The sequence below is a fragment of the Aromatoleum evansii genome, assembly GCF_045689615.1.
GTDB lineage: Bacteria > Pseudomonadota > Gammaproteobacteria > Burkholderiales > Rhodocyclaceae > Aromatoleum > Aromatoleum evansii.
This window is the reverse complement of sequence record NZ_CP141259.1, coordinates 3,002,777-3,023,969: the sequence shown is the minus strand read 5'-3', so window position 1 is coordinate 3,023,969 and position 21,193 is coordinate 3,002,777. Positions and strand designations below refer to the sequence as shown.

Genomic DNA, 21,193 nt, shown 5'->3' with positions numbered 1-21,193 from the left:
TATTGCCCGGGAAGTTCGATTCTAGGGGTTTATCCCTTCGCGGAAAAGCAGTATCGTGCATTTCCCAACACATTCAGAAGAACGGTTCGCAGTGCGGACCCAAGGAGAGAGCGAGATGGAAGCAGTAGTGGTCGAACGACCGAGTCCCCAGGTTGCGGTCGTGCGCATGAACCGGCCGGAGGCGCGCAACGCCTTGAACCAGCAGGTGCGCAAGGAACTGGCCGAACACTTCACCGCGCTCGGGCGCGACCCCGAGGTGCGCGCCATCGTGCTGACCGGCGGTGACAAGTACTTTGCCGCCGGCGCCGACCTGCGCGAAATGGTCGAGGCCGGTGCGATCGAGATCATGCTGCGCAACACCCATCTCCTGTGGGGCGCGATCGCGAGCTGCCCGAAGCCGGTGATCGCCGCGGTGAATGGTTTCGCGTGGGGCGGCGGCTGCGAGCTCGCGATGCACGCCGACATCGTCGTTGCGGGCGAGGGCGCGTCCTTCTGCCAGCCCGAGGTCAAGGTCGGGATCATGCCCGGCGCCGGCGGCACCCAGCGCCTGGCGCGCGCGGTAGGCAAATTCAAGGCGATGAAGATGGTGCTGAGCGGGCAACCGGTGAGCGGGCGCGAGGCGGGCGAGATGGGCCTCGCCAGCGAGGTCGTGCCGGATGCCGACGTGCAGTCGCGCGCGATGGAGCTCGCAACGCAGATCGCCGCGCTCCCGCCGCTTGCGATCACTCAGATCAAGGAAGTGCTGCTCGCGGGGCAGGATGCCTCGCTCGATGCTGCGCTGATGCTCGAGCGCAAGGCCTTCCAGTTGCTGTTCGCAAGCCGTGACCAGAAGGAAGGCATGCAGGCCTTCTTCGACAAGCGTCCGGCTGGTTTCGAGGGGGTTTGAGCGATGTTCGATGCAATGCGGAATGACCTGACGCTGGGTGTCGTCGGCACCGGCCTGATGGGGCGCGGGATCGCGCAGATTGCCGTGCAGGCGGGTGTGGCGGTGCGGCTTTTCGACACGCGCGCCGGTGCGGCAGCCGAAGCCTGCGACGCGGTGGGCGGCATGCTCGCGAAGCTCGCCGAGAAGGGCAAGATCGACGCGGCGGACGCACGTGCCGCGACCGAACGCATGACCGTGGCCGCGAGCCTCGCTGAACTCGCCGGTTGCGATGTCGTGGTCGAGGCGATCGTCGAGAACCTCGACGCGAAGCGCGGCCTGTTCCGCGACCTGGAAGAGGTCGTGTCGGACGACTGTGTGCTGGCGACCAACACCTCCTCGCTGTCGGTGACCTCGATTGCGGCAGCCTGCCGCCGTCCGGAACGGGTCGCGGGTCTGCACTTCTTCAGCCCCGTACCGCTGATGAAGGTCGTCGAGATCATCGACGGCGTGCGCGGCGATCGCGCGGTGGGCGATGCGCTGATGGCGCTGGCGCGCCGCATGGGCCACACGCCGGTGCGCGCCTCCGACACGCCGGGCTTCATCGTCAACCACGCCGGGCGCGGCTATCTCACCGAGTCGCTGCGCGTGCTCGGCGAAGGCATCACGGACTTCGCGACGCTGGACCGCATCCTCAAGGAGTCCGTCGGCTTCCGCATGGGGCCGTGCGAGCTGCTCGACCTCACAGGGCTGGATGTCTCGCATCCGGTGATGGAGTCGATCTACGATCAGTACTACCAGGAGCCGCGCTTCCGCCCTTCGCCGATCACGCGGCAGCGACTCGCAGGTGGACTGCTGGGGCGCAAGAGCGGGCAGGGCTTCTACGTGTACAAGGATGGCAGCGCCGAGCCGGTGGCGATGCCGTCGGTGCGGGCCGTCGCACCGCAGCCGCTGTGGGTGAGCCGGCGTGATGCGGCACTCCACGCACGCGTCGTGGCGGCGCTGGACGCGCAGGGCGTCGCGCTAGACCGCGGCGATCGTCCGGCCGATGGCTCGGTGTGCATCGTGCTGCCGGTCGGCACCGACGCGACCACCTGCGCGCTCGCCGAGGGGCTGGACGCGAAGCGTACGCTGGCGCTCGACCCGCTGTTCGTCGAGAAGCATCTGACGCTGATGACAACACCGGTGACGGCAGCGGAAGCGCGCGATGCCGCGTGGGCCGCGCTCGCCGCCGGGGGCAGGACGGTGTCCGTCGTACGCGACAGCGCCGGTCTCGTCGCGCAGCGTGTCGTTGCCACCATCGTCAATATCGGCTGCGACATCGCGCAGCAGCGCGTCGCATCGCCCGAGGACATCGACTCGGCCGTGCGTCTGGGCCTCGGCTACCCGAAGGGTCCGCTCGCGCTGGGCGATTCACTCGGCGCTGCGGCCATCCTCGCGATTCTCGACGGCATGCACGAGTTCTACCGCGACCCGCGCTATCGCCCCAGCCCCTGGCTCACCCGCCGCGCGCGCCTCGGCGTGTCGCTGACGACGCCTGACAACTGACAGGCACAACCTTCACCAAAGGAGATTCCATGCTCGACGCCTACCTCTACGCCGGTCTGCGTTCCCCGATCGGCCGCCACGCCGGGTCGCTCGCGCCGGTCCGCCCGGACGACCTCGTCGCGACGGTGATCCGCGAAGTCGTTGAACGTTCGCCCTTCGCGGCGGCGGATATCGAGGACGTGGTCCTCGGCTGCGCCGCGCAGGCCGGCGAGGATTCGCGCAACGTCGCCCGCCACGCAGCGCTGCTCGCGGGCCTGCCGACCCACATCGCCGGCCAGACCGTGAACCGCCTGTGCGGCAGCGGCCTCGCCGCGGTGCTGGACACGGCGCGCGCGATCACCGCCGGGGAGGGCGACTTGTACGTTGCCGGTGGCGTCGAGAGCATGAGCCGCGCGCCCTTCGTCGTAGCGAAGGCCGAATCGGCGTACAGCCGCGACTTCAAGGTGTTCGACACGACCATCGGCGCACGCTTCCCCAACCCGAAGATCGTCGAGCAGTTCGGCAACGACAGCATGCCGGAGACGGGCGACAACGTCGCCGCCGAGTTTGGCATCTCGCGCGAGGACTCCGACCGTTTCGCCGCCGCGTCGCAGGCGAAGTACGCCGCCGCGAAGGAAGCCGGTTTCTACGCCGGCGAGATCCTGCCGATCTCGGTGCCGACTGGCCGCAAGACTCCGCCGCTGGTGGTCGCCGAGGACGAGCATCCGCGCCCCGAGTCGACCTACGAATCGCTGGCGAAACTGAAGTCGCTGTTCCCGAACGGCGTCGTGACGGCCGGCAACGCCTCCGGCATCAACGACGGTGCGGCGGCGCTGCTGATCGGCAGCAAGGCTGCGGGCGAGAAGGCCGGTGCGAAGCCGATGGCGCGCATCCTCGCCGGTGCGGTTGCGGGCGTCGAGCCGCGCATCATGGGTGTCGGTCCCGCCTACGCGATCCCGAAGGCGATCGCACGCGCCGGACTCACGCTCGCCGACATGGACGTCATCGAGATCAACGAGGCCTTCGCGCCGCAGGTGCTGAGCTGCTTGAAGCTGATGGGTGTCGCGTTCGACGATCCGCGCGTGAATCCCAATGGCGGCGCGATCGCGATCGGCCACCCGCTCGGTGCGTCGGGTGCCCGCATTGCGCTCTCGGCTGCGCGCGAGCTGGAGCGGCGCAAGGGCCGCTATGCGGTGGTCAGCCTGTGCATTGGCGTCGGCCACGGCATCGCGCTGGTGATCGAGCGCGTCGCTGGCGAGTGAGCGTGGCACCGATCGCCTCCCGCTCGACGGTGACCAAGCTTCCCGTAGGGCGGGAGGAGCCGAAGGCGCATCCCGCCACGCGCCCGTGGAGCACGCCCCCGGCGGCGATGGCGGGATGCGCCTTCGGCTCCTCCCGCCCTACGGACGGCCCCCGTCGAGCAACGGAGCAATCGAGTAAGCTTGCCGTTCCGCCAGCGCATTCGCATCGAGGTCGAGAATTGACGGATCGTTCTGCAGCCCCCTCCGGCATCGTCGGCATCCTGCTCGCCGCCGGGCAGGGCTCGCGCTTCGGCAGCAACAAGCTCTGTCATCCACTCCCCGACGGCACGCCGGTCGCGCTGCGCAGCGTGCTGAACCTGCGCGAGGCGCTCGGCGAGGTGCTGGCGGTCGTGCGTCCGGAAGATGCGGTGTTGCGTGCACACTTCGATCAGGCCCTCATTCCCTACGTGCAGTGCGCTGACGCGGGCGAGGGCATGGCGGCCACGCTTGCCTGCGGGATTCGCGAGACGCACGAGGCTGCGGGCTGGGTCATCGCGCTGGGCGACATGCCCTACATGCGGCCGGACACGGTCGCTGCGGTCGCCGGGAGGATCTGCGACGGCGCGTTGCTCGCCGCGCCGTTCTTTCAGGGCCAGCGCGGCCATCCGGTCGGCTTTGCGGCGGCGCTGCGCGACGAACTGTTGGCGCTGGAGGGCGACGAAGGCGCGCGGCGCGTGATCCTCGCGCACAAGGAGCAACTGCGCCGCATAGACTGCGACGACCCGGGCATCCTTGCCGACATCGACGTGCCGGCTGACGTGCGTCCCTGAGGCACGCCGCGACGGGTCAGTCGTCCAGCAGCGCCTCGGTCAAGGCAGCAGGACTGGCGAACGCGCGCCAGTGCGTCGCCATTTCCTCCGGCACCAGGCTGCCGTAACCCCAGGTCGCCGCGAAGAACGGGAGCTTGTTCGTGTCGGCCGATTCACCGTCCTCGCTGCGATCTCCGACGTAAACGGAGACGTGATCCGGGATGTCGTGGTCGGCCATCAGCCGCGCGATCATCGCCGCCTTGGTCGGCAGGCGCGGCTCGAAGAGATCCAGCGCGTACACGGTCTTGAAGTAGTCGCTCCAGCCGAGGTGGTCGAGGATCAGGCGGGTCGGATGCAGGCGCTTGTTGGTCGCGATCGCGAGCGTGCGGCCGCTCGCCGCGAGGCGTTGCAGCATCTCGCCGACGCCCGCATAGGCCGCGGTCTCCCGGTAGCCGGTCGTGTCGTAGCTCGCCTTGAAGTGGGCGGCGAGTTCATCAATGACCTGCGGGTCCTTTGTTCCGGCGAGTATCTGCAGCGTCTCGATCAGCGGCGGGCCGACGATGGATTCGTCGATCGTCACGGCCGGCGCACGGCCGGCGGCGGCGAAGGCCTGGCGGTAGCTCGCGAGGATCGCCGGGGCGGAGTCGATGAGCGTGCCGTCGAGGTCGAAGAGGACGTACTGGAAGCGGGGCATAAGTAAGGGGGCGTCTGCGGTCAAGGCGGCATTTTACGGTGCTTCTCGGGGCGATGCGGCGATGTCCGAACCTGTCTCGCCGGAAAGGCGCTTCCCTTTTTCGCCCTGTGATTCGCGCGTGCCATGCGAGATTGGCGTGGGGGATTGCTGTGGGAGCTTCAGCCGCGAGTCGGCGGTGTTGCGCGCGTTGCGGCCTCTTCGCGGCTGAAGCCGCTCCCACGGAGCTTGTCCCGCAATTTTGCGGCTTCGCGACTCAGAGAACCGGGAGTTTCTCCGCCGGCACGCGCTTGGGCCGGAACTGTCGCGTGTCGCGGTAATACGCAGCCGACTCGTTCTCTCGCGTCACGCCCGGAATTCCAAGCAGCGGCAGCGGTGCCAGTTCGCGCGGCGTGCGCAGCAGCCCGGCATCGAGCAGTTGCGCGGCGAGCCACGCGTCCGTTTCGGTCTGTCGTTCGGCGGCGGGGCGCGCCAGCCACCCCGCATCGACGACGCGGTACAGCGCCTTCGCGCACAGCCCGAAGAAAGGTTCGCGCAGCTGCTCCCAGGTGCCGTGGCCGAAGACCATGAAGCGGGTACTCGCGATCAGCCGCGCGCGCCGCGTCCAGAACGCATCTTCCCATGCATGGGCGGCGAGAAAGGCGGGAATCTCCGGGTCGCTCGACACGACGACGATGCCGCATTCGTCGAACTGGGTCAGCGCATCGCGCCGCGGCCCGCGACCGGGTAGTCCGGCCGCCGTGCGTGCGTCGCGCTCGCGGCGATGGAGGATGTTGCAGGCGGATTTCGCGCGCGGCCAGACGCACCACGCGAGCGCGTTGAAGAAGTCGTGCCAGTCGTCGGCGCGGGTCGGCACCTCGCCGGTGGCGAAGATGTGCTCCTCGTAGGCGAGGGCTTCGGCGGGTGGCCGGACGAAGCGGATCGGCTGCCCGGCCCCGCTCGCGGTGCCCGGCGCGACTTCGCGCAGCAGCGCGTCGAGCTGCGCGGTGCCGGGAAGCTCGGACGCGGTGAAGCGTTCCAGCAGCGCCGCGATCGGTTCGAAGAGCGCGTGGACGGCCAATGCCGCGGGGGGCGATTTCCCTGTGGGAGCGGCTTCAGCCGCGAATGGGCTGAGCAGAGGGAAATGCCGCCGATTCGCGGCTGAAGCCGCTCCCACGCAAAGCTCAGGCCCGCAGTTCGCGCGCGTGTCGTGGTCGGGTCCGGCCGTCATCGATCTCCTGTATTACTTCATGCTGATGCGTTTCACCCCGGCGACGAAGCGGGCCAGCGTGGTGGACAGCACGCCGCGCGGGATCGTTACCTCGATCAGCTGGAAGCGGCCGCGCGTGGCGATCGCTTTGTCGAGCGCTGCCTTCAGTTCGGCCCGCGTGGACACCCGCACGCCGTCGCCGCCGAGGCCCGCGGCCATCTCCGCGAATCCCCAGTGGCCGAGGTCGTTGAAGCCCGATTCCGGCTGGAAGGTGCGCAGCATCTCCCAACTCGCGTTGTTGAACAAGAGCACGATGGGGTCCCAGCCGTAGCGCTTGCAGTTGCCGAGCTCCCAGCCCGTCATCTGGAAGGCGCCGTCGCCGACCAGGATCAGCGGGCGCTGGCCGCTGGTCGCCTGAAGGCCCAGCCCCGCGGGCACGCCGAAGCCCATCGTCGCGTAGTAGCCGGGGGCGAGCAGCGCCGTCTGTTCGATCTCCATCGCGGTGAACAGGCAGTCGCCGATGTCGGAGGCGATCGGAAGCTTGCCGTGTTCGGCGAAGAGGTCGTTCACGGCCTTGGCGATGTCCGTCGGAGCGATCGTTTCGGCATCCGCGACGAGGCCCCTCGGGTACTGGTGCGGCGCAACCGAGAAGGCCTTGTCGGCGCTGGCCTTCACGCGTGCGAGCATCTCGTCCACGAGTTCCGCGAGCGGGATGTTGGCGTACATGTGGTAGCCCAGCGTGACCTGGCCGTTGTGTGCCTGGATGGTCTTGCGCAGGTCGATACGGGTCTCCGACACCGCGAAGTTCGTGTCCGAGATGATCTCGCCGAGCAGGAAGAGTCCATCCGAGCCTTCGACGAGTTGCGTGACGTCCGGCAGTCCTGCGACGCCCATGTAGGTGCCGACCAGCGGCGCATCGCAGTCGGTGAGCAGGCCGCGACCCATGAAGCTGGTGACGACCGGCAGGCCGAGGCGGCGCGAGAGGTCGGCGACCTTCTCCTCGAGGCCGAAGCGGCGCACCTCGACGCCCGCCATCAGGACGGGAGTCTTCGCGACGTCGAGCCGGCCAAGGATCTCGTCCACACAGGCAGCCAGCGCGTCCCGGTCAATCGCTCGTGGCGCCTCGCGGACGACTGGCGCGCATTCCTCGCGCACCATGTCGCGCGGGATCTCGATATAGACCGGTTCCGAGTTGCGCAGGCAGCTGGCGAGCACGCGGGCGATGTCGGCCGGCGCGCGTGCGGCGTCGTCGAGCTTTACCTGGTCGCAGGTGATCTCCTTGAAGATCTGCAGTTGCGAGTCGAGCGTCTTGGCCTGATGGTGCAGCAGCAGGCCCGAGCTCGCCTCGCCCTTGCCGGGGCCGCCGGAGATCACGACGACCGGCGACTTCTCGGCGTACGCGGCCGCGACGGCATTGACCATGTTGAACGCGCCCGCGCCGTAGGTGACGGCTGCGACGCCGAGTCCGCCGCGCATGCGCGCGGTCGCGTCCGCCGCGAAGCCGACCCCCGGCTCGTGCGAGAGCGTGTACAGCGGCAGGATCTGCGATTCCTCGATGATGCGGAAATACGGCAAGGCGAAGTCGCCGGGGATACCGAAGATCTCATGGGCGCCATGGTCCTTGAGCGCGTGCAGCAGGGATTCGACCAGGTTCATGGGTTGCTCCTCCTATGTGTTGTTGTCGAGCATTATTGCGCGCACCTTGCGCACATTGCGTTCGTTATGTGCGCATAATTGAGTATTCCGTGCACGAAATTCGTATGAGGACAAGAAACGATGCAACAGATCGTCGTGGATAAGTTCGACCTGCAGATTCTCGATGCGTTGCAGCGCCGCGGCAACGCCACCAACAGCGCACTCGGGGAGGAGATCCATCTCTCGGCCTCGCAGATCAGCCGGCGCATCAGCCGCATGGAACAGGGCGGCATCATCGCGTCCTACGCGGCGCTGCTCGATCCTGCCGCGGTCGGGCTGGACGTGTCGGCTTTCGCGCAGGTGACGCTGGAGCGGCACGGCGAGTCGCGCAGCGATGCCTTCGAGCGCGCCGTGGCGGCGCTGCCGGAGGTGGTGGCGTGTTTCTCGGTGAGCGGGGATGCCGACTACGTGATGCACATCGTCGCGCCGGACCTGGTGGCATTCTCCGACGTGATGATGAAACGCATCATGCGCCTGCCGGGACTCGCGCACCTGAAGACCAACATCGCGTTGAAGAAGGTGAAGCAGACGAGCGTGCTGCCGCTCGATCACATCATGCACGCGCCGCAGCCGCGGCGGCGGATGCAGTTCGCGTCCGCCTAGCCGACCCAGTGGCGCACGCGCCCGGTGTCGAGGTGCACGAAGTCCGACTCCGGGTAGTAGCCTACGCCGCCCGCTTTCAGTGCAAGCGCGGCGTCGCGCAGCGCGGCGGTGTCGAAGCCGGGGACGCGCACGTCGATCGCGCGGCCGTCCATGTGCAGGCTGCGCGTGGCGACGCCCTTGCCGTCGGCCTTGTGCAAGCGCTCGTTGGTCGCCGGCGAGCGGAAAGCCGAGATGATTTCGAAACTTTCTCCACCGCACGCCGTCCCCAATGTATGGAGAATATCGAGCAGGCGGGGGTCGATGCGGGCGACATCCCCGGTGCGGAAGTCGCGCATCAGCCAGTCGATCCGCTCGAGCGCCGACGGTAGGTAGATCCCGCCGCTGCGGTAGACGACGCGCAGGCTCTCGTCGGTATGCGTGTGACGAAAGCATAACTCGCAGTCGGGTTCGTCGAAGCTTGCCTGTGCCGGGCCGAAGTTCAGGCCCAAGGGCAGGGTGGCAAGACCTTTCAGCAGGAGCCGGCGGTGCGCGGCGGTGCGGAGGTGTTTCGACATGGAGATGCGGGAAGTGAAGCAACCGGAGAAGGGCGCAATCGTAAACCGGGCGGCACGACTTGGGCTGGTGATCGGGCGGGTGTTACAAGTTATCGCGTTGGTCCTGGTCGTGGCCGCCGGGATGCCAAACTCGGTGGCCGCGGGGGAAGCCGGCGACGAGCTGGTGCGGCAGGCCCTGCGCGATCGCATCGTCGCGCTGCGCAACAACGGCGAGTTGCGCCCAGCTGGCGGGGAGATCGCCGCGCGCAGGCTGATCCCCGAGTTCTATGCAATCCGCGACTACGCACCGGTCTGGAGCAACCCGGATCGCCGGCGTGCTCTGCTGCGGGCGGTCGACGACAGCGCGAGTCACGGCCTCGATCCGTCGGATTACCAGTTCGACCTTTTGCGCACCCTCGCCGATGACGGCGTACGCGATGCCGGCAGGCTCGCCGACCGCGATCTGTTGTTCACCGAAGCGCTGCTCAGGCTCGTCTATCACCTGCGCTTCGGCAAGGTCGATCCGCGCGAACTCTACGAGGGGTGGAATTTCTCGCGCTCGCTGGGGGCGGTCGAGCCGGTGCAGGCGCTGGAGGCGCTGGTCCGCGCCGAGCCGCTGGGCCCCGCGATCGAGCTCTATGCGCCGCGGCTGGAAGCCTACCGTCAGCTGCGCGCGGCCTTGCTGGCGTACCGGGCGATGGAAGTGCTGGGCGGTTGGCCGTCGGTCCCCGCCGGCGCCACGCTGCGGGCGGGCGACCGCGATCCGCGGGTCCCGATCCTGCGCGAACGGCTCAAGGCGAGCGGCGACCACCTGCAGCCACCGCCGCATGATCGCGAACTCTTCGACGAGGCCTTGCGCGAGTCGGTGGTCGCGTTCCAGGCACGCCACGGACTCGAGCCGGATGGGGCCGTCGGGCGCAGGACGTTCGCCGCGCTGCACGTCGACGTCCGCCGCCGCATCGACCAGATCCGCGTCAATCTGGAACGCCTGCGCTGGATCGCACAGGACGTTGCCGGCGACTACCTCCTCGTGAACATCGCCGGCTTCAATGCACGCCTGTACCTGGATGGAAAACTCGCGTGGCAGTCGCGCGTCGTGGTCGGGCGGCCCTATCGCAAGACGCCCGCGTTCCGCGCCGAGATGCAGTACCTCGTGTTGAACCCCGAATGGGTGATTCCGCCGACGATCCTGAAGGAGGACGTGCTGCCCAAGGTGGCCCGCGAGAGCGGATATCTCAGGGAGCACGACATGCGTGTCGTCACGAACGCGGGGAAGGATGTCGATCAGCGCGAGCTCGACTGGACGCGCTACCGCGAGGGCGGCTTCCCGTACCAGATCGTGCAGGCGGCGGGGCCCGACAATCCGCTCGGCCGGATCAAGTTCATGCTCCCCAACCCCTACTCGGTGTACCTGCACGACACGCCGACAAAGAAACTGTTCGAGCGTAGCGAACGGGCTTTCAGCTCGGGCTGCATCCGGCTCGAGCGACCGATGGAACTCGCGGTGCTGCTGCTCGACGACCCTGTGCAGTGGACTGCCGAGGCGCTGGAAGGGGAGATCGCTAAGGGCGAGACGCGCAACGTTCAGATCGGCCGAAGGGTGCCCGTGATGATCCTCTATCACACGGCCGAGGTCGGCGAGGACGGACGCACCTATTTCCACCCCGACCTGTACGACCAGGATACCGCGGTGCTCGAAGCGCTCGGGCGCCCGTTCCGCTTCGGCGCGGTCGGGCGCAGCAGGTCGGCGAAGTAAGCCCGCAACAGGCAGCCACTCCGTCAGGTCGGCTTCACAAGGTCCGCGATCACCGCACCGAGGAAGCGGCCCGCCTCGCCGCCCGTCACGACACGATGGTCGAAGGTGAGGCTCAGCGGCAGCACGCGATGCACCGCCGGCTTGCCGTCGAACGCGACTACCGCCTCATGCACGCGGCCGGCCCCGAGGATCGCCACCGTGGGCGGCACGACAATGGGTGCGGCGTACTTGCCCGCGATCATGCCGAAGTTCGACAGCGTGATCGTATTGCCCCGCATCTCCTCGGCCGGGATCTTGCGCGCCGCGACGTCCGCGCGCATGCGGTCGAGCCCGGAACGCAGGTCCGCCGCATCGCGGTTCGCGACGTCGCGCAGCACTGGCACGAAGAGCCCGTCGGTGAGGTCGACGGCGATGCCGACGTCGATCTTCTTGAGCACGCGCCGTCCCATCGTGTGACTCTCGTACCAGGCGTTGAGGCCGGGCTCGGCCTTGCAGCCGGCAACCAGCGCACGAATCAGGCGGATCGTGATGTCGGTGCCGGCCGGCCAGGCATGAATGTCGGCGTCGTCGATCACGGTCGCTGCGGCGACCTCGTTCTGCGCAAGCGCCATGTTCTGCGCCATCGCCCGGCGCACGCCGCGCAGGATCTCTGGCGGGCCCACTTCGGCGAGGATCTTCGCGACGCGCTGCACGTCGGCGAGCGTGATGAGCCCGTCGGGCCCGGATGGCGTGACCATCGACAGGTCGACGTTGAGCTGCCGCGCCTGCGCGCGCACTGCCGGGGTCGCCTTGATCGCCGCGGCCGGCCGCCCGACCGCGGCGGGCGCCTCCTGCTGCACATTCGTGCCGACCTTCACCTCGCCGACTACCGTGCCGGCATCGGCATCGCCCGCGACGCCTTCGAAGCCGATCAGCGGCGCACCGACCTGCACGATCTGGCCCGCCGCACCGAACAGCTTCTCGATGCGTCCGTCCCACGGGGCGGGAATCTCGACGATGGCCTTTGCCGTCTCGACCGACAGCAGCGGCTGGTCGGTCTTCACCTCGTCTCCCGGCTTGACGTGCCATTCGACGATCTCTGCTTCCTGCAGTCCTTCGCCCAGGTCGGGCAATTTGAAGATCTTCATGCGCCCTCCAGCGTTTTCCTGACCGCCGCGACGATGCGCTCGACGCTCGGCATGTACTGGTGTTCGAGTCGCGACAGCGGCACCACGACGTCCCACGCCGTGACGCGCTGCACGGGGGCGAGCAGCGAATACAGCCCGTGCTCGGCGAGGTTCGCCGCGATCTCGGCGCCGAAGCCGCCGGTGCGCGTCGCTTCATGCACGATCACGCACCGCCCCGTGCGCGAGACCGATTCGAGGATGGTCGTCATGTCGAGCGGCTTCAGCGTCGCCACGTCGATCACCTCGGCCATCACCCCTTCCTGCGCGAGTGCCTCGGCCGCGGCCTGGGTTTCGTTCAGCATCGCGCCCCAGCTCACCAGCGTGACGTCGGTGCCTGCGCGCAGCGTGAAGCACACGTCGAGCGGCAACGACTCGCCATCGTCCGTCACTTCCTGCTTGAACAGGCGGTACAGCCGCGTCGGCTCGAGGAAGATCACCGGGTCCGGGTCGCGGATCGCGGCCAGCAGCAGGCCGTAGGCACGCGAGGGCGAGGAGGGGATCACGACGCGCACGCCCGGCAGGTGGGCGAACAGGGCCTCGGGGCTCTCCGAATGGTGTTCCGGCGCATGGATGCCCGCGCCGCAGGGCGAGCGCACGACCAGCGGGCAGGACAGCCGGCCGCGCGTGCGGTTGCGCAGGCGGCCCGCGTGGTTCCAGATGTGGTCCATCGCCGGGTAGATGAAGCCGGAGAACTGGATCTCCGCGACGGGTTTCAAGCCCTGCGCCGCCATGCCGATCGCCGTGCCGACGATGGCGGTTTCGGCGAGCGGCGTGTCGATGACGCGCTCGGGGCCGAAGCGGTCCTGCAGCCCGACCGTCGCGCGGAATACGCCGCCGTTGATGCCGACGTCCTCGCCCAGCACGACCACGGATGGATCGTGCGCCAACTCCCAATCCAGGGCGCGATTGATGGCCTCGACCAGATTCAGTTCAGCCATGGCTGCCTCCTCCGTCGTGCGATGCAAACCACTGCGCCGCCTCGCGCTGATCCTGCAGGGCGGCCGGCAGCGTCGCGTACAGGTGATCGAACATCGCCACAGTGGTGGGAGGCGGAATCGCCAGGTAGGCCTCGACCGCGGCATTGACCTGGTCAGCGCATTCCTTGAGCAGCCGCTCTTCCTTCCCCGGGTCCCACGCGCCGATGCGCGCGAGGTAGTTGCGCAGCCGCCGGATCGGCTCGTTCGCCCATTGTTGCTGCACGGTGTCCGCATCGCGGTAGCGGGTTGCGTCGTCGGCGGTGGTGTGGTCCCCCAGGCGGTAACTGATCGCCTCGATCAGGGTCGGTCCGCCGCCCGCGCGCGCCTTCTCGACGGCCTTGCGTGCGGCGTCATGCACGGCGATGACGTCGTTGCCGTCCACCTGCACGCCCTCGATGCCTGCCGCGATGGCCTTCTGCGCGAGCGTCGGCGTCGCGGTCTGGTGCTCGCGCGGCACCGAGATCGCCCACTGGTTGTTGTTGATGACGATCAGCAGCGGGGCGCGCCATACCGCTGCAAAGTTCATCGCTTCGTAGAAGTCGCCCTTGGATGTCGCGCCGTCGCCCAGGAAGCACGCCGCGACGCGCGCCTCGCCGCGCAGCCTGAAGGCATACGCGACGCCGGCCGCATGGCACACCTGGGTGCCGATCGGCACGCAGATCGGGAAGTCCTCGCGCGGCACCGCAAAGTCGCTGCCGCGCTCGTCCCCGCCCCAGTACAGCAGGCTCTCGGCCATGGTTACGCCACGCATGAACTGGGCCGCGTGGTCGCGGTAGGACGGCACCAGCACGTCCTCCTTGCGCATTGCGCCGGCGACGCCGACGCCGATCGCCTCCTGGCCGAGCGCAGAGGCGAAGGTGCCGATCTTGCCGGTGCGCTGCAACGCGATCGCCTTGGTATCGAAGGCGCGCGTGAGCTGCATCGCGCGGTAGAGGGGGATCAGATTGGCGGGATCGAGCGCGAATGCGGGAAGTTCCTGCGTCGCCTCGCCCTCCGCATCGAGAAACCGGGTGAATTCGACTTCGAACCGGGCAGCGATAGCCATGGCCAGTCTCCTCGTTCGTCGTTTTTCTTGACCCTGTCAAGTTTCAGTCTAATGCATGCCTGCTTTCGGACGCGCGGCGATGGCCCGTCCCGGAGGAAAGACGTCACGCCGACGCCGAGATTCGACGCGATGCGGTACTGCGGCGATGGCGCGCCCGATAAGTCGACCGTCGCCGCGCGCGGCAGTTTCCCGCTCATGGCGCGATCTACAAAACCGCGAAATGACGAGCATTTCCCAGCCTCTTCATGACGTGACGCTGGGGCGATGTAGATAGAATGTGATACGTGGCTATTGGTGGGCGTGCGATTGGCTTCACGGCGCCAATCGCACGGCGCGCGGGGTTCGGCCCCGCGGCAGCCCGAAATTTTCTTGCCCTTGCATCGGGCGAAGGTGGAACGAAATGCTGCGGACTTCCGATATCAAGATCTGGGTTCGACTGACTGCGTCGATCTGGGCGCTGCTCATCGTCGTCTGGGCGGGAATGATCTTCTGGGACAGCCACAACAGCCGCAAGCTCGCGGTCGAGCAGGCGATGGACTTTTCGCTAAGCATGCACGACTCGGCGCTCGCCGGGCTGACGGCGATGATGATCACCGAGACGATGCACAAGAAGCACGTGCTGCTCGACCAGATCAGCCATCTTGCAGCAATCCGTGAGCTGCGCGTGGTGCCGGGCGAGCTGGCGCGCGAGGGCGTCGAAAGCTCCAAGGACGAGGGCAAGCCGCGCAACGACCTCAAGCCGAACGAGCTCGAGGCGCAGGTCCTGCGGACAGGCGAGCCCTACATCGAGGTCCGCGAGGACGACAAGGGGCCGTACCTGCTGGCGATCCGTCCCACGAAGAACGTCACCAAATACCTCGGCAAGAATTGCGTCGAATGCCACGACGCGCCGGAGAACGCGACGATCGGGACGATCGGCATCAAGATCTCGCTCGACAAGATGCATGATGCGATCACGGCCAAGCGGCTGGAGTCCTTGGGCATCGCGCTCGTCGCGAGCCTCGTGGTCCTTGTCTTCATCTGGTCCTTCATCCGGGGTGCCGTCACCGGGCCGCTGGAGCGCATGGTCGCGGGCCTGCGCGCGATCGTCTCGGGCGAGGGCGACCTCACGCGCCGCCTGGACGTGCGCGGGAGCGACGAGATCGGCGTTGCCTCGGCGGTGTTCAACGAGATGATGGCCAAGATCGCAGGATTGGTGCGCCATGTCGGCGAATCGGCGGCGCAGGTGTCGAATGCCGCGGCCGAGTTGGTCGTGCGTGCCGATCAGGTCGTCGCGTCGTCGCAGAACCAGAGCGCAACTTCCGCAACGACGGCCCAGGCGGTCGAGCAGATGGTAGCGAGCATCGCCACGGTCGCCCGCAGCGCCGAGGAAGTGCGCAAACTGTCGCGCGAGAGCCTGCGCCGGTCGGACGAGGGCAACGCCAGCCTCACGACGCTGGATGAACGTGTCGGGATGGTGGAGACCACGGTGCGCGACATCGCCGATTCGGTCGGTCAGTTCGTGTCGAGCACGACAGCGATCACGCATATCACCAGCGAGGTCAAGGAATTGGCGGAACAGACCAACCTCCTCGCGCTCAACGCGGCCATCGAGGCGGCGCGGGCGGGCGAGCAGGGCCGAGGCTTTGCGGTCGTCGCCGACGAGGTGCGCAAGCTCGCGGAGAAATCGGCGTCTTCGGCCAACGAGATCGACGCCATCACGCACACGCTGGGCAAGCAGTCCGAGCAGGTCACGCGCGCGATTGCGGACGCCATGGATCACATCGCCACCAGCCGCGAGTCTATGATGACGGTGAATGGCGTGCTTGCCGCCGCCAGCGAATCGGTGGCCGCCGTCGGACACGGCCTGGACAACATCGCGGCGGCGACGCAGGAGCAGGAGCGGGTGAGCGCCGACGTCTTCTCGGGCATCGAGACGATCAAGCAGATGGCGCAAGGCAACAGCGAGGCGGCAAGCCAGACGGCGGCGGCAGCCCGCAACATGGGCGCGTTGGCAGGGGAACTGCAGGGGGCGGTGGGCCGCTTCCATACCTGATCGCCGGCGCCCGTCCGGCATGGGGAGGAGAGGGCGATGAGCGACGGGTTCGGTTTTGCGGACGATCTCGGTCCGGCGAAGATCATCCATGTCCATGAACCGGGCATCGACCTGAAGGCGGTTCTGGTGGTCGACAACGTCGCCAGCGGACCCGCGATCGGCGGTGTGCGCATGGCGCCGGACGTGAGCACGGAAGAATGCTTCCGGCTCGCGCGCGCGATGACCTACAAGAATGCTGCGGCGGGCCTGCGCCATGGCGGCGGCAAGGTCGTGCTCTACGGGGACCCGCGAATGCCGCGTCCCGACAAGGAGCGCCTCCTCCGCGGACTTGCATGTGCGCTGCGCGACATTCGCGACTACATTTTCGGTCCCGACATGGGTACCGACGAAACCTGCATGGCCTGGGTGCGCGACGAGATCGGCCGGGCCGTGGGCCTGCCGCGCGAGCTCGGCGGCATTCCGCTCGACCAGATCGGCGCGACCGGCTGGGGCGTCGCCCACGCGGGCGAGGTGGCAGCCGCAGCCTGTGGCCTCGACCTTGCGGGAGCACGCGTGGTGATCCAGGGCTACGGGGCGGTCGGTCGGCACTCGGCCCATTTTCTCGTGCAGAAGGGGGCCATCGTCGTAGGCGCCGCTGACTCGGCTGGGGCGCTCTGGGACCCGCACGGAATAGACCTTGCCGTGCTGGACGTGCTCAAGGCCGAAGGCCGGTCCGTGCTCGACTATCCGGGTGGGCAGAAAGGTGCAGCGGACGCCGTGATCGATGTCGAATGCGACATCTGGATTCCTGCCGCGCGTCCGGACGTGGTGCACGAAGACAACGTCGGGCGCTTGCGCACGCGGCTCGTGCTGCAGGGCGCGAACATCCCCTTCACGCGCGCAGCCGAGGAATACCTGCATCGCAAGGGCGTCCTTTGCGTGCCGGATTTCATCGCGAACGCGGGCGGAGTCATCTGCGCGGCAGTCGAATACGCGGGCGGGAGCCAGGCCACCGCGCTGGCGACAATCGCGGAGAAGGTGCGCGAGAATACGCGCGCGGTGATCGAGGCCGCGTCGGCACAATCGATACTGCCGCGCGAGGCGGCAATCGGACTGGCGACGGCACGGATCCGGAAGGCCATGTCCTTTGGTCGGTGGCGTTCGGCGTGAACGGAGCACCGGAGCCAGGAACAGGTATTGGAGTCATGGATGGGATTAAACGCTGAGTATTCGCCAGTCGCGCCCGAGCGCAAGGACGTCGACGCGCTGAAGGATGCGACGGTGCTGGAGTTCGGGACCGGATGGTGTGGCTTCTGCCGCGGGGCGCAGCCGCTGATTGCGGAAGCCTTCGCGGCTTATCCGCAGGTCCGTCACCTGAAGATCGAGGACGGCCCCGGCCGACCGCTGGGACGATCATTCCGGGTGAAGCTGTGGCCGACGCTGGTCTTCCTGCGTGACGGCGTCGAAGTCGCGCGTATCGTGCGCCCCGGCAGCGCCGCGGAGATCACCGAGGCGCTGCGAGAGCTGCAAACGGCACCCGCGAAGGAGTAGGGGCGCCTCCTGCGTCAGTCAGCGGCCCGGTATGCGGAGGTCGATGCGACCGTCGCGCGTCGGGGGGCACCAGTAATAGCCGCCCGTGACCGGCTGGCTGAAGCGGAACAAGGCATCGACGATGCCGTCGTCGAGCCCGGCCATGCGGCGGAGTTGCGCCTCGAACGCGTCGAACGAGTGCCCGAACGCGACGAACACGAGCCCGGACTGCGTACCGTCCGACCAGGGCATGGAGCGACGCAGCACGAAGGCCTCCGGGTCGAAGCTCTCCTGTGCGGTACGCTTCACGTGGGCGGACGCGGGTGCGTCCTCGAGTTCCTCGTTGTCGCTCTTGCGCCGGCCGATGATGTGGTCCTGCTCGTTTCCCGGCAGGCGCTCGAAGTGGTCGAGATCGTGTCGCCAGTGCTGAATGGCGGCGAAGCTGCCGCCGTGCAGCGCGTCGGCACCCGACGAGGTGAAGGCGACGGCCATCGCCTCGTCGCCTTCGGGGTTCTCCGTACCGTCCTCGTAGCCCGTCAGGTCGAGCCCGCTGCCGTAGCGGAAGGCGTCCGTCGCCTGCACCAGGCGCAGGGCGGGGGCGAGGGCCGCCTCGACGCGGCGGCTGCGATGCAGGAGTTCGCCGCGATCGTCTCCGCGCAGCCAGCACCACATGCCGTGCTGGGTCGAGGGGATATCGACCGGGCTGCCGCCCAGGGTCGGGAAAGGGCGCAGGCCGTCGATATGGCCACCCGCGGCGCGGACCAGCGATTCGCCAAGGCCGATGACGGTGGCGTCGCCATCGGCCAGCGGCGCCAGCCGGTTCAGCGCATCGGGCAATTGGGCGACCGACTCCAGGGCGAAGAAGAGGTGGCGTGCCAGGGCTGGCACCGACTTCATGATTCCGGACTGGTGTCGGGGCGTGTCGGGGGTCTTGTCGTGGGTCATGTCGTCTCCCGGTGGGACAAGGAAAGGAGGCGCGGCGACGCGGGCACGCGCATGCTGCCGGCAAGAGTAGCGCATTCGACGGGCGTCCTGTAAGGCGCACCGCACGCCGCACTGCGCCGCCGCGCTTGCTCATCCGTGGAGCAGGAAGCGAAATTCCTGCGGGATGAACGACTTGCGCGCGTCATCCAGTCGCGGCCCACAGGCTTATCCACAGCCGCTGGGGACAACTCGCCTCATTTCCACATCGCGCGCATCCGCTCCGAGAGGTCGAACGCGATGCGGCGCGATTCCGCGGTTGGACGCGGGGCAAGCGCCGGGGGCGGCCAGGAGGCCTGCTCGAAGCGTTCGAGTATCCGGTTGGGGATGAAACGCGTGCGGCTCGCGTACACGTGGCGGTCGCCGCGTCCCGGCTGCTGCGACACGTGGAAGCGCTGCGGCACGATCAGGTCGAGTGCGTCCTTGGCCCGCGTCATCGCGACGTAGAGCAGCCGGCGCTCCTCTTCGATCTCGTTGCTGCTGCCGGTCGCGAGGTCGGAGGGCAGGCAGCCGTCGACCGCGTTCAGCAGTGTCACGGCCGACCATTCCTGCCCCTTCGCGGAGTGGATCGTGGATAGGATCAGGTAGTCCTCGTCGAGCAGGGGGATGCCGGCCTCGTCGCTCGTCGCGCTGGGCGGGTCGAGCGTGAGCTCGGTGAGGAAGCGCTCGAGGTTCGGGTAGGTGGCGGCGATCCGCGCGAGCTGTTCGATGTCGCCCGCGCGGATGGCGGCATCGTCGTACAGGCGCGCCATTTCTCCCACGTACCATTGGCAGATCGGCTCCAGGCTCGCCGGCCATGTCGCGGCTGCGACCGATTCCAGCAGCCCCGCAAACGCGGTCCAGGTGTCGCGTGCCGCCTCGGGGACGGGCTGCTCGGCGAGGAGCAGGCAGCCGGGTGCCGCGTTGGCGATGTTGTCGAGGACGCGTCCCGCCGTCTTAGGGCCGATGCCGGCGTGAAGCTGAATGGCGCGGAAGCCCGACACGCGGTCGCGCGGATTGATGGCCCAGCGCAGCACGGCGAGCACGTCCTTGACGTGTGCCGCCTCGAGGAACTTGAGTCCGCCGAACTTCACGAACGGGATGTTGCGCCGTGTGAGCTCGACCTCGACGCGCGCGCTGTGATGGGATGCGCGGAACAGCACGGCCTGCGACTTGAGCCGCGCGCCCTCCTCGCGGCGCGCAAGCACGTTCTCCACGACGCACGCCGCCTGGTCGGCATCGTCGCGTACCGAGATCAGGCGCGGTTTCCGCCCCCCCCCGCGCTCGCTCCACAAGTCCTTGGTGAAGCGCTCGCTCGCGAGCGCGATGACTGCGTTCGCAGCTTCGAGGATGGGTTCGGTCGAGCGGTAGTTGCGGTCCAGCGTGACGTGGTGCGCCGGCGGATCGAAATGGGCGGGGAAATCGAGGATGTTGCGTACCGTCGCGCCGCGGAAGGCGTAGATGGCCTGCGCGTCGTCGCCGACGACGGTGAGGCCGCGTCCGTCGGGTTTCATCGCGAGCAGGATGGCCGCCTGCAGACGGTTCGTATCCTGGTATTCGTCCACGAGCACGTGGGAGAAGCGCTCACCGATCTCCGCGGCGAGATCGCCGTCGGTGATCATCTGTGCCCAATAGAGCAGGAGGTCGTCGTAGTCGAGGACCTGCTGCGCCTGCTTGGCCTCGACGTAAGCCAGAAAGAGGCGCTTGAGGTCGGCTTCCCATTCGCTGCACCAGGGGAAGGACCGCTGCAGCACCTCGCCGAGGGGCGCCTGGGTGTTGATCGCGGCGGAGTAGATCGCGAGGCAGGTTCCCTTCATCGGAAAGCGCTTCGCCTTGGCGGACAAACCCTGTTCGTGGCGAACCAGGTTCATCAGGTCGGCCGAGTCCTCGCGGTCGTGGATCGTGAATCCGGGTTCGAGCCCGATGCGGCCGGCGAACTCGCGCAACAGGCGCGCACCGATGGCGTGGAAGGTGCCCGACCATTCGAGGGACGCCGCGGCGAGCCGCGGGCGGGATTTCGCCAGCTGCGCGACGATGCGGGTGACGCGGCGGTTCATCTCGTCGGCGGCGCGGCGCGAGAAGGTCAGCAGCAGGATGCGGCCGGGATCGGCGCCGCAGGCCAGCAGGTGCGCGACGCGGTGGGCGAGGGTGCTGGTCTTGCCCGAACCGGCGCCGGCGATCACGAGGAGCGGACGATCACGGTCGGCGGACTCCGGCTGCGTGCCGAACAGCACAGCCGCCTTCTGGGCTTCGTTGAGGTGCCCCAGGCAGGCGAGCGGGTCCTCGATCGACGTTGCGTTCTCCATCTTCAGCGGCATTCGGGCAGGACGCCGACGGCGGACCCGGGCGATGGCGTGGCGACGCCCGCGTGTTCACCGGCGTCGGGTTCGGAGCGCTGCAGCCACGGGGGAATGCGCGGAGCGTCGCGCAGCGCGAAGAACACCGCTTCGTCGCAAGCCGGACAGATGCGGTACTCGGCGAGATCGCTGTATGCGCGCTCCATCGCGTGCGGATTCACGGGAGCGTGGCAGTGGGGGCAAATGAATCGGGCTGACATGGCATGATCCTCTTATGACTGAAACTATATACAGTCTT

Annotated in this window: 19 protein-coding genes; 9 read left to right on the top strand and 10 right to left on the bottom strand. The window is 68.0% G+C overall.

What is annotated here, in order from left to right:
- Positions 1 to 115 precede the first annotated feature (115 nt).
- From U5817_RS14210 to U5817_RS14195, 4 genes are all read left to right on the top strand, one after another.
- Positions 116 to 886: an enoyl-CoA hydratase gene (locus U5817_RS14210; RefSeq protein ID WP_169132507.1), complete on the top strand. Its 771-nt coding sequence runs from the start codon at positions 116 to 118 to the stop codon at positions 884 to 886.
- A gap of 3 nt (positions 887 to 889) precedes the next feature.
- Entirely contained in the window at positions 890 to 2,410 is a 1,521-nt protein-coding gene (locus U5817_RS14205) for a 3-hydroxyacyl-CoA dehydrogenase (protein ID WP_407277760.1), read from the top strand.
- A 29-nt stretch (positions 2,411 to 2,439) separates the two neighbouring features.
- The gene (locus tag U5817_RS14200) at positions 2,440 to 3,651 is read left to right on the top strand and encodes a 3-oxoadipyl-CoA thiolase (protein ID WP_169132505.1); all 1,212 of its coding nucleotides are present in this window, start codon (positions 2,440 to 2,442) and stop codon (positions 3,649 to 3,651) included.
- A 218-nt stretch (positions 3,652 to 3,869) separates the two neighbouring features.
- The gene (locus U5817_RS14195) at positions 3,870 to 4,460 is read left to right on the top strand and encodes an NTP transferase domain-containing protein (protein ID WP_169132031.1); all 591 of its coding nucleotides are present in this window, start codon (positions 3,870 to 3,872) and stop codon (positions 4,458 to 4,460) included.
- A gap of 16 nt (positions 4,461 to 4,476) precedes the next feature.
- On the opposite strand, the gene U5817_RS14190 is transcribed toward U5817_RS14195, so the two are convergent.
- The 3 genes from U5817_RS14190 to ipdC all read right to left on the bottom strand — a co-directional run bounded on the left by U5817_RS14190 (position 4,477) and on the right by ipdC (position 7,975).
- Positions 4,477 to 5,133 carry an HAD family hydrolase gene (locus U5817_RS14190; protein ID WP_169132032.1) on the bottom strand — a complete coding sequence of 219 codons (657 nt, stop codon included), beginning with the start codon at positions 5,131 to 5,133 and terminating at the stop codon, positions 4,477 to 4,479.
- Positions 5,134 to 5,386: 253 nt separating this feature from the next.
- Positions 5,387 to 6,190 (bottom strand): DUF3025 domain-containing protein, encoded by an 804-nt coding sequence (locus U5817_RS14185; protein WP_407277759.1) that lies wholly within the window; start codon positions 6,188 to 6,190, stop codon positions 5,387 to 5,389.
- A gap of 162 nt (positions 6,191 to 6,352) precedes the next feature.
- Complete coding sequence (gene ipdC, locus U5817_RS14180; protein WP_407277758.1) at positions 6,353 to 7,975, bottom strand: indolepyruvate/phenylpyruvate decarboxylase; 1,623 nt, start codon at positions 7,973 to 7,975, stop codon at positions 6,353 to 6,355.
- 120 nt (positions 7,976 to 8,095) lie between these two features.
- Between ipdC and U5817_RS14175 the strand changes: the two genes are divergently transcribed.
- Positions 8,096 to 8,617 carry an Lrp/AsnC family transcriptional regulator gene (locus tag U5817_RS14175; RefSeq protein ID WP_169132034.1) on the top strand — a complete coding sequence of 174 codons (522 nt, stop codon included), beginning with the start codon at positions 8,096 to 8,098 and terminating at the stop codon, positions 8,615 to 8,617.
- Here U5817_RS14175 and U5817_RS14170 read toward each other — a convergent pair.
- The gene (locus U5817_RS14170; RefSeq protein ID WP_169132035.1) at positions 8,614 to 9,171 is read right to left on the bottom strand and encodes a DUF882 domain-containing protein; all 558 of its coding nucleotides are present in this window, start codon (positions 9,169 to 9,171) and stop codon (positions 8,614 to 8,616) included. The genes U5817_RS14175 and U5817_RS14170 overlap by 4 nt on opposite strands.
- On the opposite strand from U5817_RS14170, the gene U5817_RS14165 reads away from it, so the two are divergent.
- Positions 9,170 to 10,906, top strand: coding sequence for a murein L,D-transpeptidase (locus tag U5817_RS14165; RefSeq protein WP_407277757.1), 1,737 nt, complete (start codon positions 9,170 to 9,172; stop codon positions 10,904 to 10,906). The two genes, U5817_RS14170 and U5817_RS14165, sit on opposite strands and share 2 nt — an antisense overlap.
- A 23-nt stretch (positions 10,907 to 10,929) precedes the next feature.
- Here U5817_RS14165 and U5817_RS14160 read toward each other — a convergent pair whose 3' ends face one another.
- The 3 genes from U5817_RS14160 to pdhA are packed head-to-tail and all read right to left on the bottom strand — an operon-like array spanning position 10,930 to position 14,094.
- Positions 10,930 to 12,033: a dihydrolipoamide acetyltransferase family protein gene (locus U5817_RS14160; RefSeq protein ID WP_407277756.1), complete on the bottom strand. Its 1,104-nt coding sequence runs from the start codon at positions 12,031 to 12,033 to the stop codon at positions 10,930 to 10,932.
- Positions 12,030 to 13,010 (bottom strand): alpha-ketoacid dehydrogenase subunit beta, encoded by a 981-nt coding sequence (locus U5817_RS14155; RefSeq protein WP_407277755.1) that lies wholly within the window; start codon positions 13,008 to 13,010, stop codon positions 12,030 to 12,032. Before U5817_RS14155 ends, U5817_RS14160 begins: the two co-directional genes overlap by 4 nt.
- Positions 13,003 to 14,094, bottom strand: a complete 1,092-nt coding sequence (pdhA, locus tag U5817_RS14150; protein WP_407277754.1) for a pyruvate dehydrogenase (acetyl-transferring) E1 component subunit alpha — start codon at positions 14,092 to 14,094, stop codon at positions 13,003 to 13,005. The genes U5817_RS14155 and pdhA overlap by 8 nt, the downstream gene beginning before the upstream one ends.
- Positions 14,095 to 14,494: 400 nt before the next feature.
- Here pdhA and U5817_RS14145 point away from each other — a divergent pair, with 400 nt between their 5' ends.
- From U5817_RS14145 to U5817_RS14135, 3 genes are read left to right on the top strand one after another with little or no spacing between them, the layout of a single operon-like run.
- A complete protein-coding gene (locus U5817_RS14145; protein WP_169132039.1) occupies positions 14,495 to 16,129 on the top strand; it encodes a methyl-accepting chemotaxis protein in 1,635 nt (544 codons plus the stop codon).
- Between the two features lie 36 nt (positions 16,130 to 16,165).
- Complete coding sequence (locus U5817_RS14140; RefSeq protein ID WP_407277753.1) at positions 16,166 to 17,278, top strand: Glu/Leu/Phe/Val family dehydrogenase; 1,113 nt, start codon at positions 16,166 to 16,168, stop codon at positions 17,276 to 17,278.
- Positions 17,279 to 17,317: 39 nt separating this feature from the next.
- The gene (locus tag U5817_RS14135; protein WP_169132041.1) at positions 17,318 to 17,659 is read left to right on the top strand and encodes a thioredoxin family protein; all 342 of its coding nucleotides are present in this window, start codon (positions 17,318 to 17,320) and stop codon (positions 17,657 to 17,659) included.
- Positions 17,660 to 17,677: 18 nt separating this feature from the next.
- Here U5817_RS14135 and U5817_RS14130 read toward each other — a convergent pair whose 3' ends face one another.
- From U5817_RS14130 to U5817_RS14120, 3 genes are all read right to left on the bottom strand, one after another.
- Positions 17,678 to 18,583: a Dyp-type peroxidase gene (locus U5817_RS14130; protein WP_169132042.1), complete on the bottom strand. Its 906-nt coding sequence runs from the start codon at positions 18,581 to 18,583 to the stop codon at positions 17,678 to 17,680.
- A gap of 233 nt (positions 18,584 to 18,816) precedes the next feature.
- Positions 18,817 to 20,916 (bottom strand): ATP-dependent helicase, encoded by a 2,100-nt coding sequence (locus U5817_RS14125; protein ID WP_407277752.1) that lies wholly within the window; start codon positions 20,914 to 20,916, stop codon positions 18,817 to 18,819.
- The gene (locus U5817_RS14120; RefSeq protein WP_169132044.1) at positions 20,907 to 21,155 is read right to left on the bottom strand and encodes a hypothetical protein; all 249 of its coding nucleotides are present in this window, start codon (positions 21,153 to 21,155) and stop codon (positions 20,907 to 20,909) included. Before U5817_RS14120 ends, U5817_RS14125 begins: the two co-directional genes overlap by 10 nt.
- Positions 21,156 to 21,193: the final 38 nt, after the last annotated feature.

Bases quoted from the DNA above. Each gene is read 5' to 3' on its own strand.
- U5817_RS14205 (WP_407277760.1), top strand. From the start codon at position 890: ATGTTCGATGCAATGCGGAATGACCTGACGCTGGGTGTCGTCGGCACC.
- U5817_RS14160 (WP_407277756.1), bottom strand. From the start codon at position 12,033: ATGAAGATCTTCAAATTGCCCGACCTGGGCGAAGGACTGCAGGAAGCA.
- U5817_RS14135 (WP_169132041.1), top strand. From the start codon at position 17,318: ATGGGATTAAACGCTGAGTATTCGCCAGTCGCGCCCGAGCGCAAGGAC.
- U5817_RS14155 (WP_407277755.1), bottom strand. From the start codon at position 13,010: ATGGCTGAACTGAATCTGGTCGAGGCCATCAATCGCGCCCTGGATTGG.
- U5817_RS14170 (WP_169132035.1), bottom strand. From the start codon at position 9,171: ATGTCGAAACACCTCCGCACCGCCGCGCACCGCCGGCTCCTGCTGAAA.
- U5817_RS14210 (WP_169132507.1), top strand. From the start codon at position 116: ATGGAAGCAGTAGTGGTCGAACGACCGAGTCCCCAGGTTGCGGTCGTG.
- U5817_RS14145 (WP_169132039.1), top strand. From the start codon at position 14,495: ATGCTGCGGACTTCCGATATCAAGATCTGGGTTCGACTGACTGCGTCG.
- U5817_RS14130 (WP_169132042.1), bottom strand. From the start codon at position 18,583: ATGACCCACGACAAGACCCCCGACACGCCCCGACACCAGTCCGGAATC.
- U5817_RS14175 (WP_169132034.1), top strand. From the start codon at position 8,096: ATGCAACAGATCGTCGTGGATAAGTTCGACCTGCAGATTCTCGATGCG.
- pdhA (WP_407277754.1), bottom strand. From the start codon at position 14,094: ATGGCTATCGCTGCCCGGTTCGAAGTCGAATTCACCCGGTTTCTCGAT.
- U5817_RS14140 (WP_407277753.1), top strand. From the start codon at position 16,166: ATGAGCGACGGGTTCGGTTTTGCGGACGATCTCGGTCCGGCGAAGATC.
- U5817_RS14120 (WP_169132044.1), bottom strand. From the start codon at position 21,155: ATGTCAGCCCGATTCATTTGCCCCCACTGCCACGCTCCCGTGAATCCG.
- U5817_RS14190 (WP_169132032.1), bottom strand. From the start codon at position 5,133: ATGCCCCGCTTCCAGTACGTCCTCTTCGACCTCGACGGCACGCTCATC.
- U5817_RS14165 (WP_407277757.1), top strand. From the start codon at position 9,170: ATGGAGATGCGGGAAGTGAAGCAACCGGAGAAGGGCGCAATCGTAAAC.
- U5817_RS14125 (WP_407277752.1), bottom strand. From the start codon at position 20,916: ATGCCGCTGAAGATGGAGAACGCAACGTCGATCGAGGACCCGCTCGCC.
- ipdC (WP_407277758.1), bottom strand. From the start codon at position 7,975: ATGAACCTGGTCGAATCCCTGCTGCACGCGCTCAAGGACCATGGCGCC.
- U5817_RS14200 (WP_169132505.1), top strand. From the start codon at position 2,440: ATGCTCGACGCCTACCTCTACGCCGGTCTGCGTTCCCCGATCGGCCGC.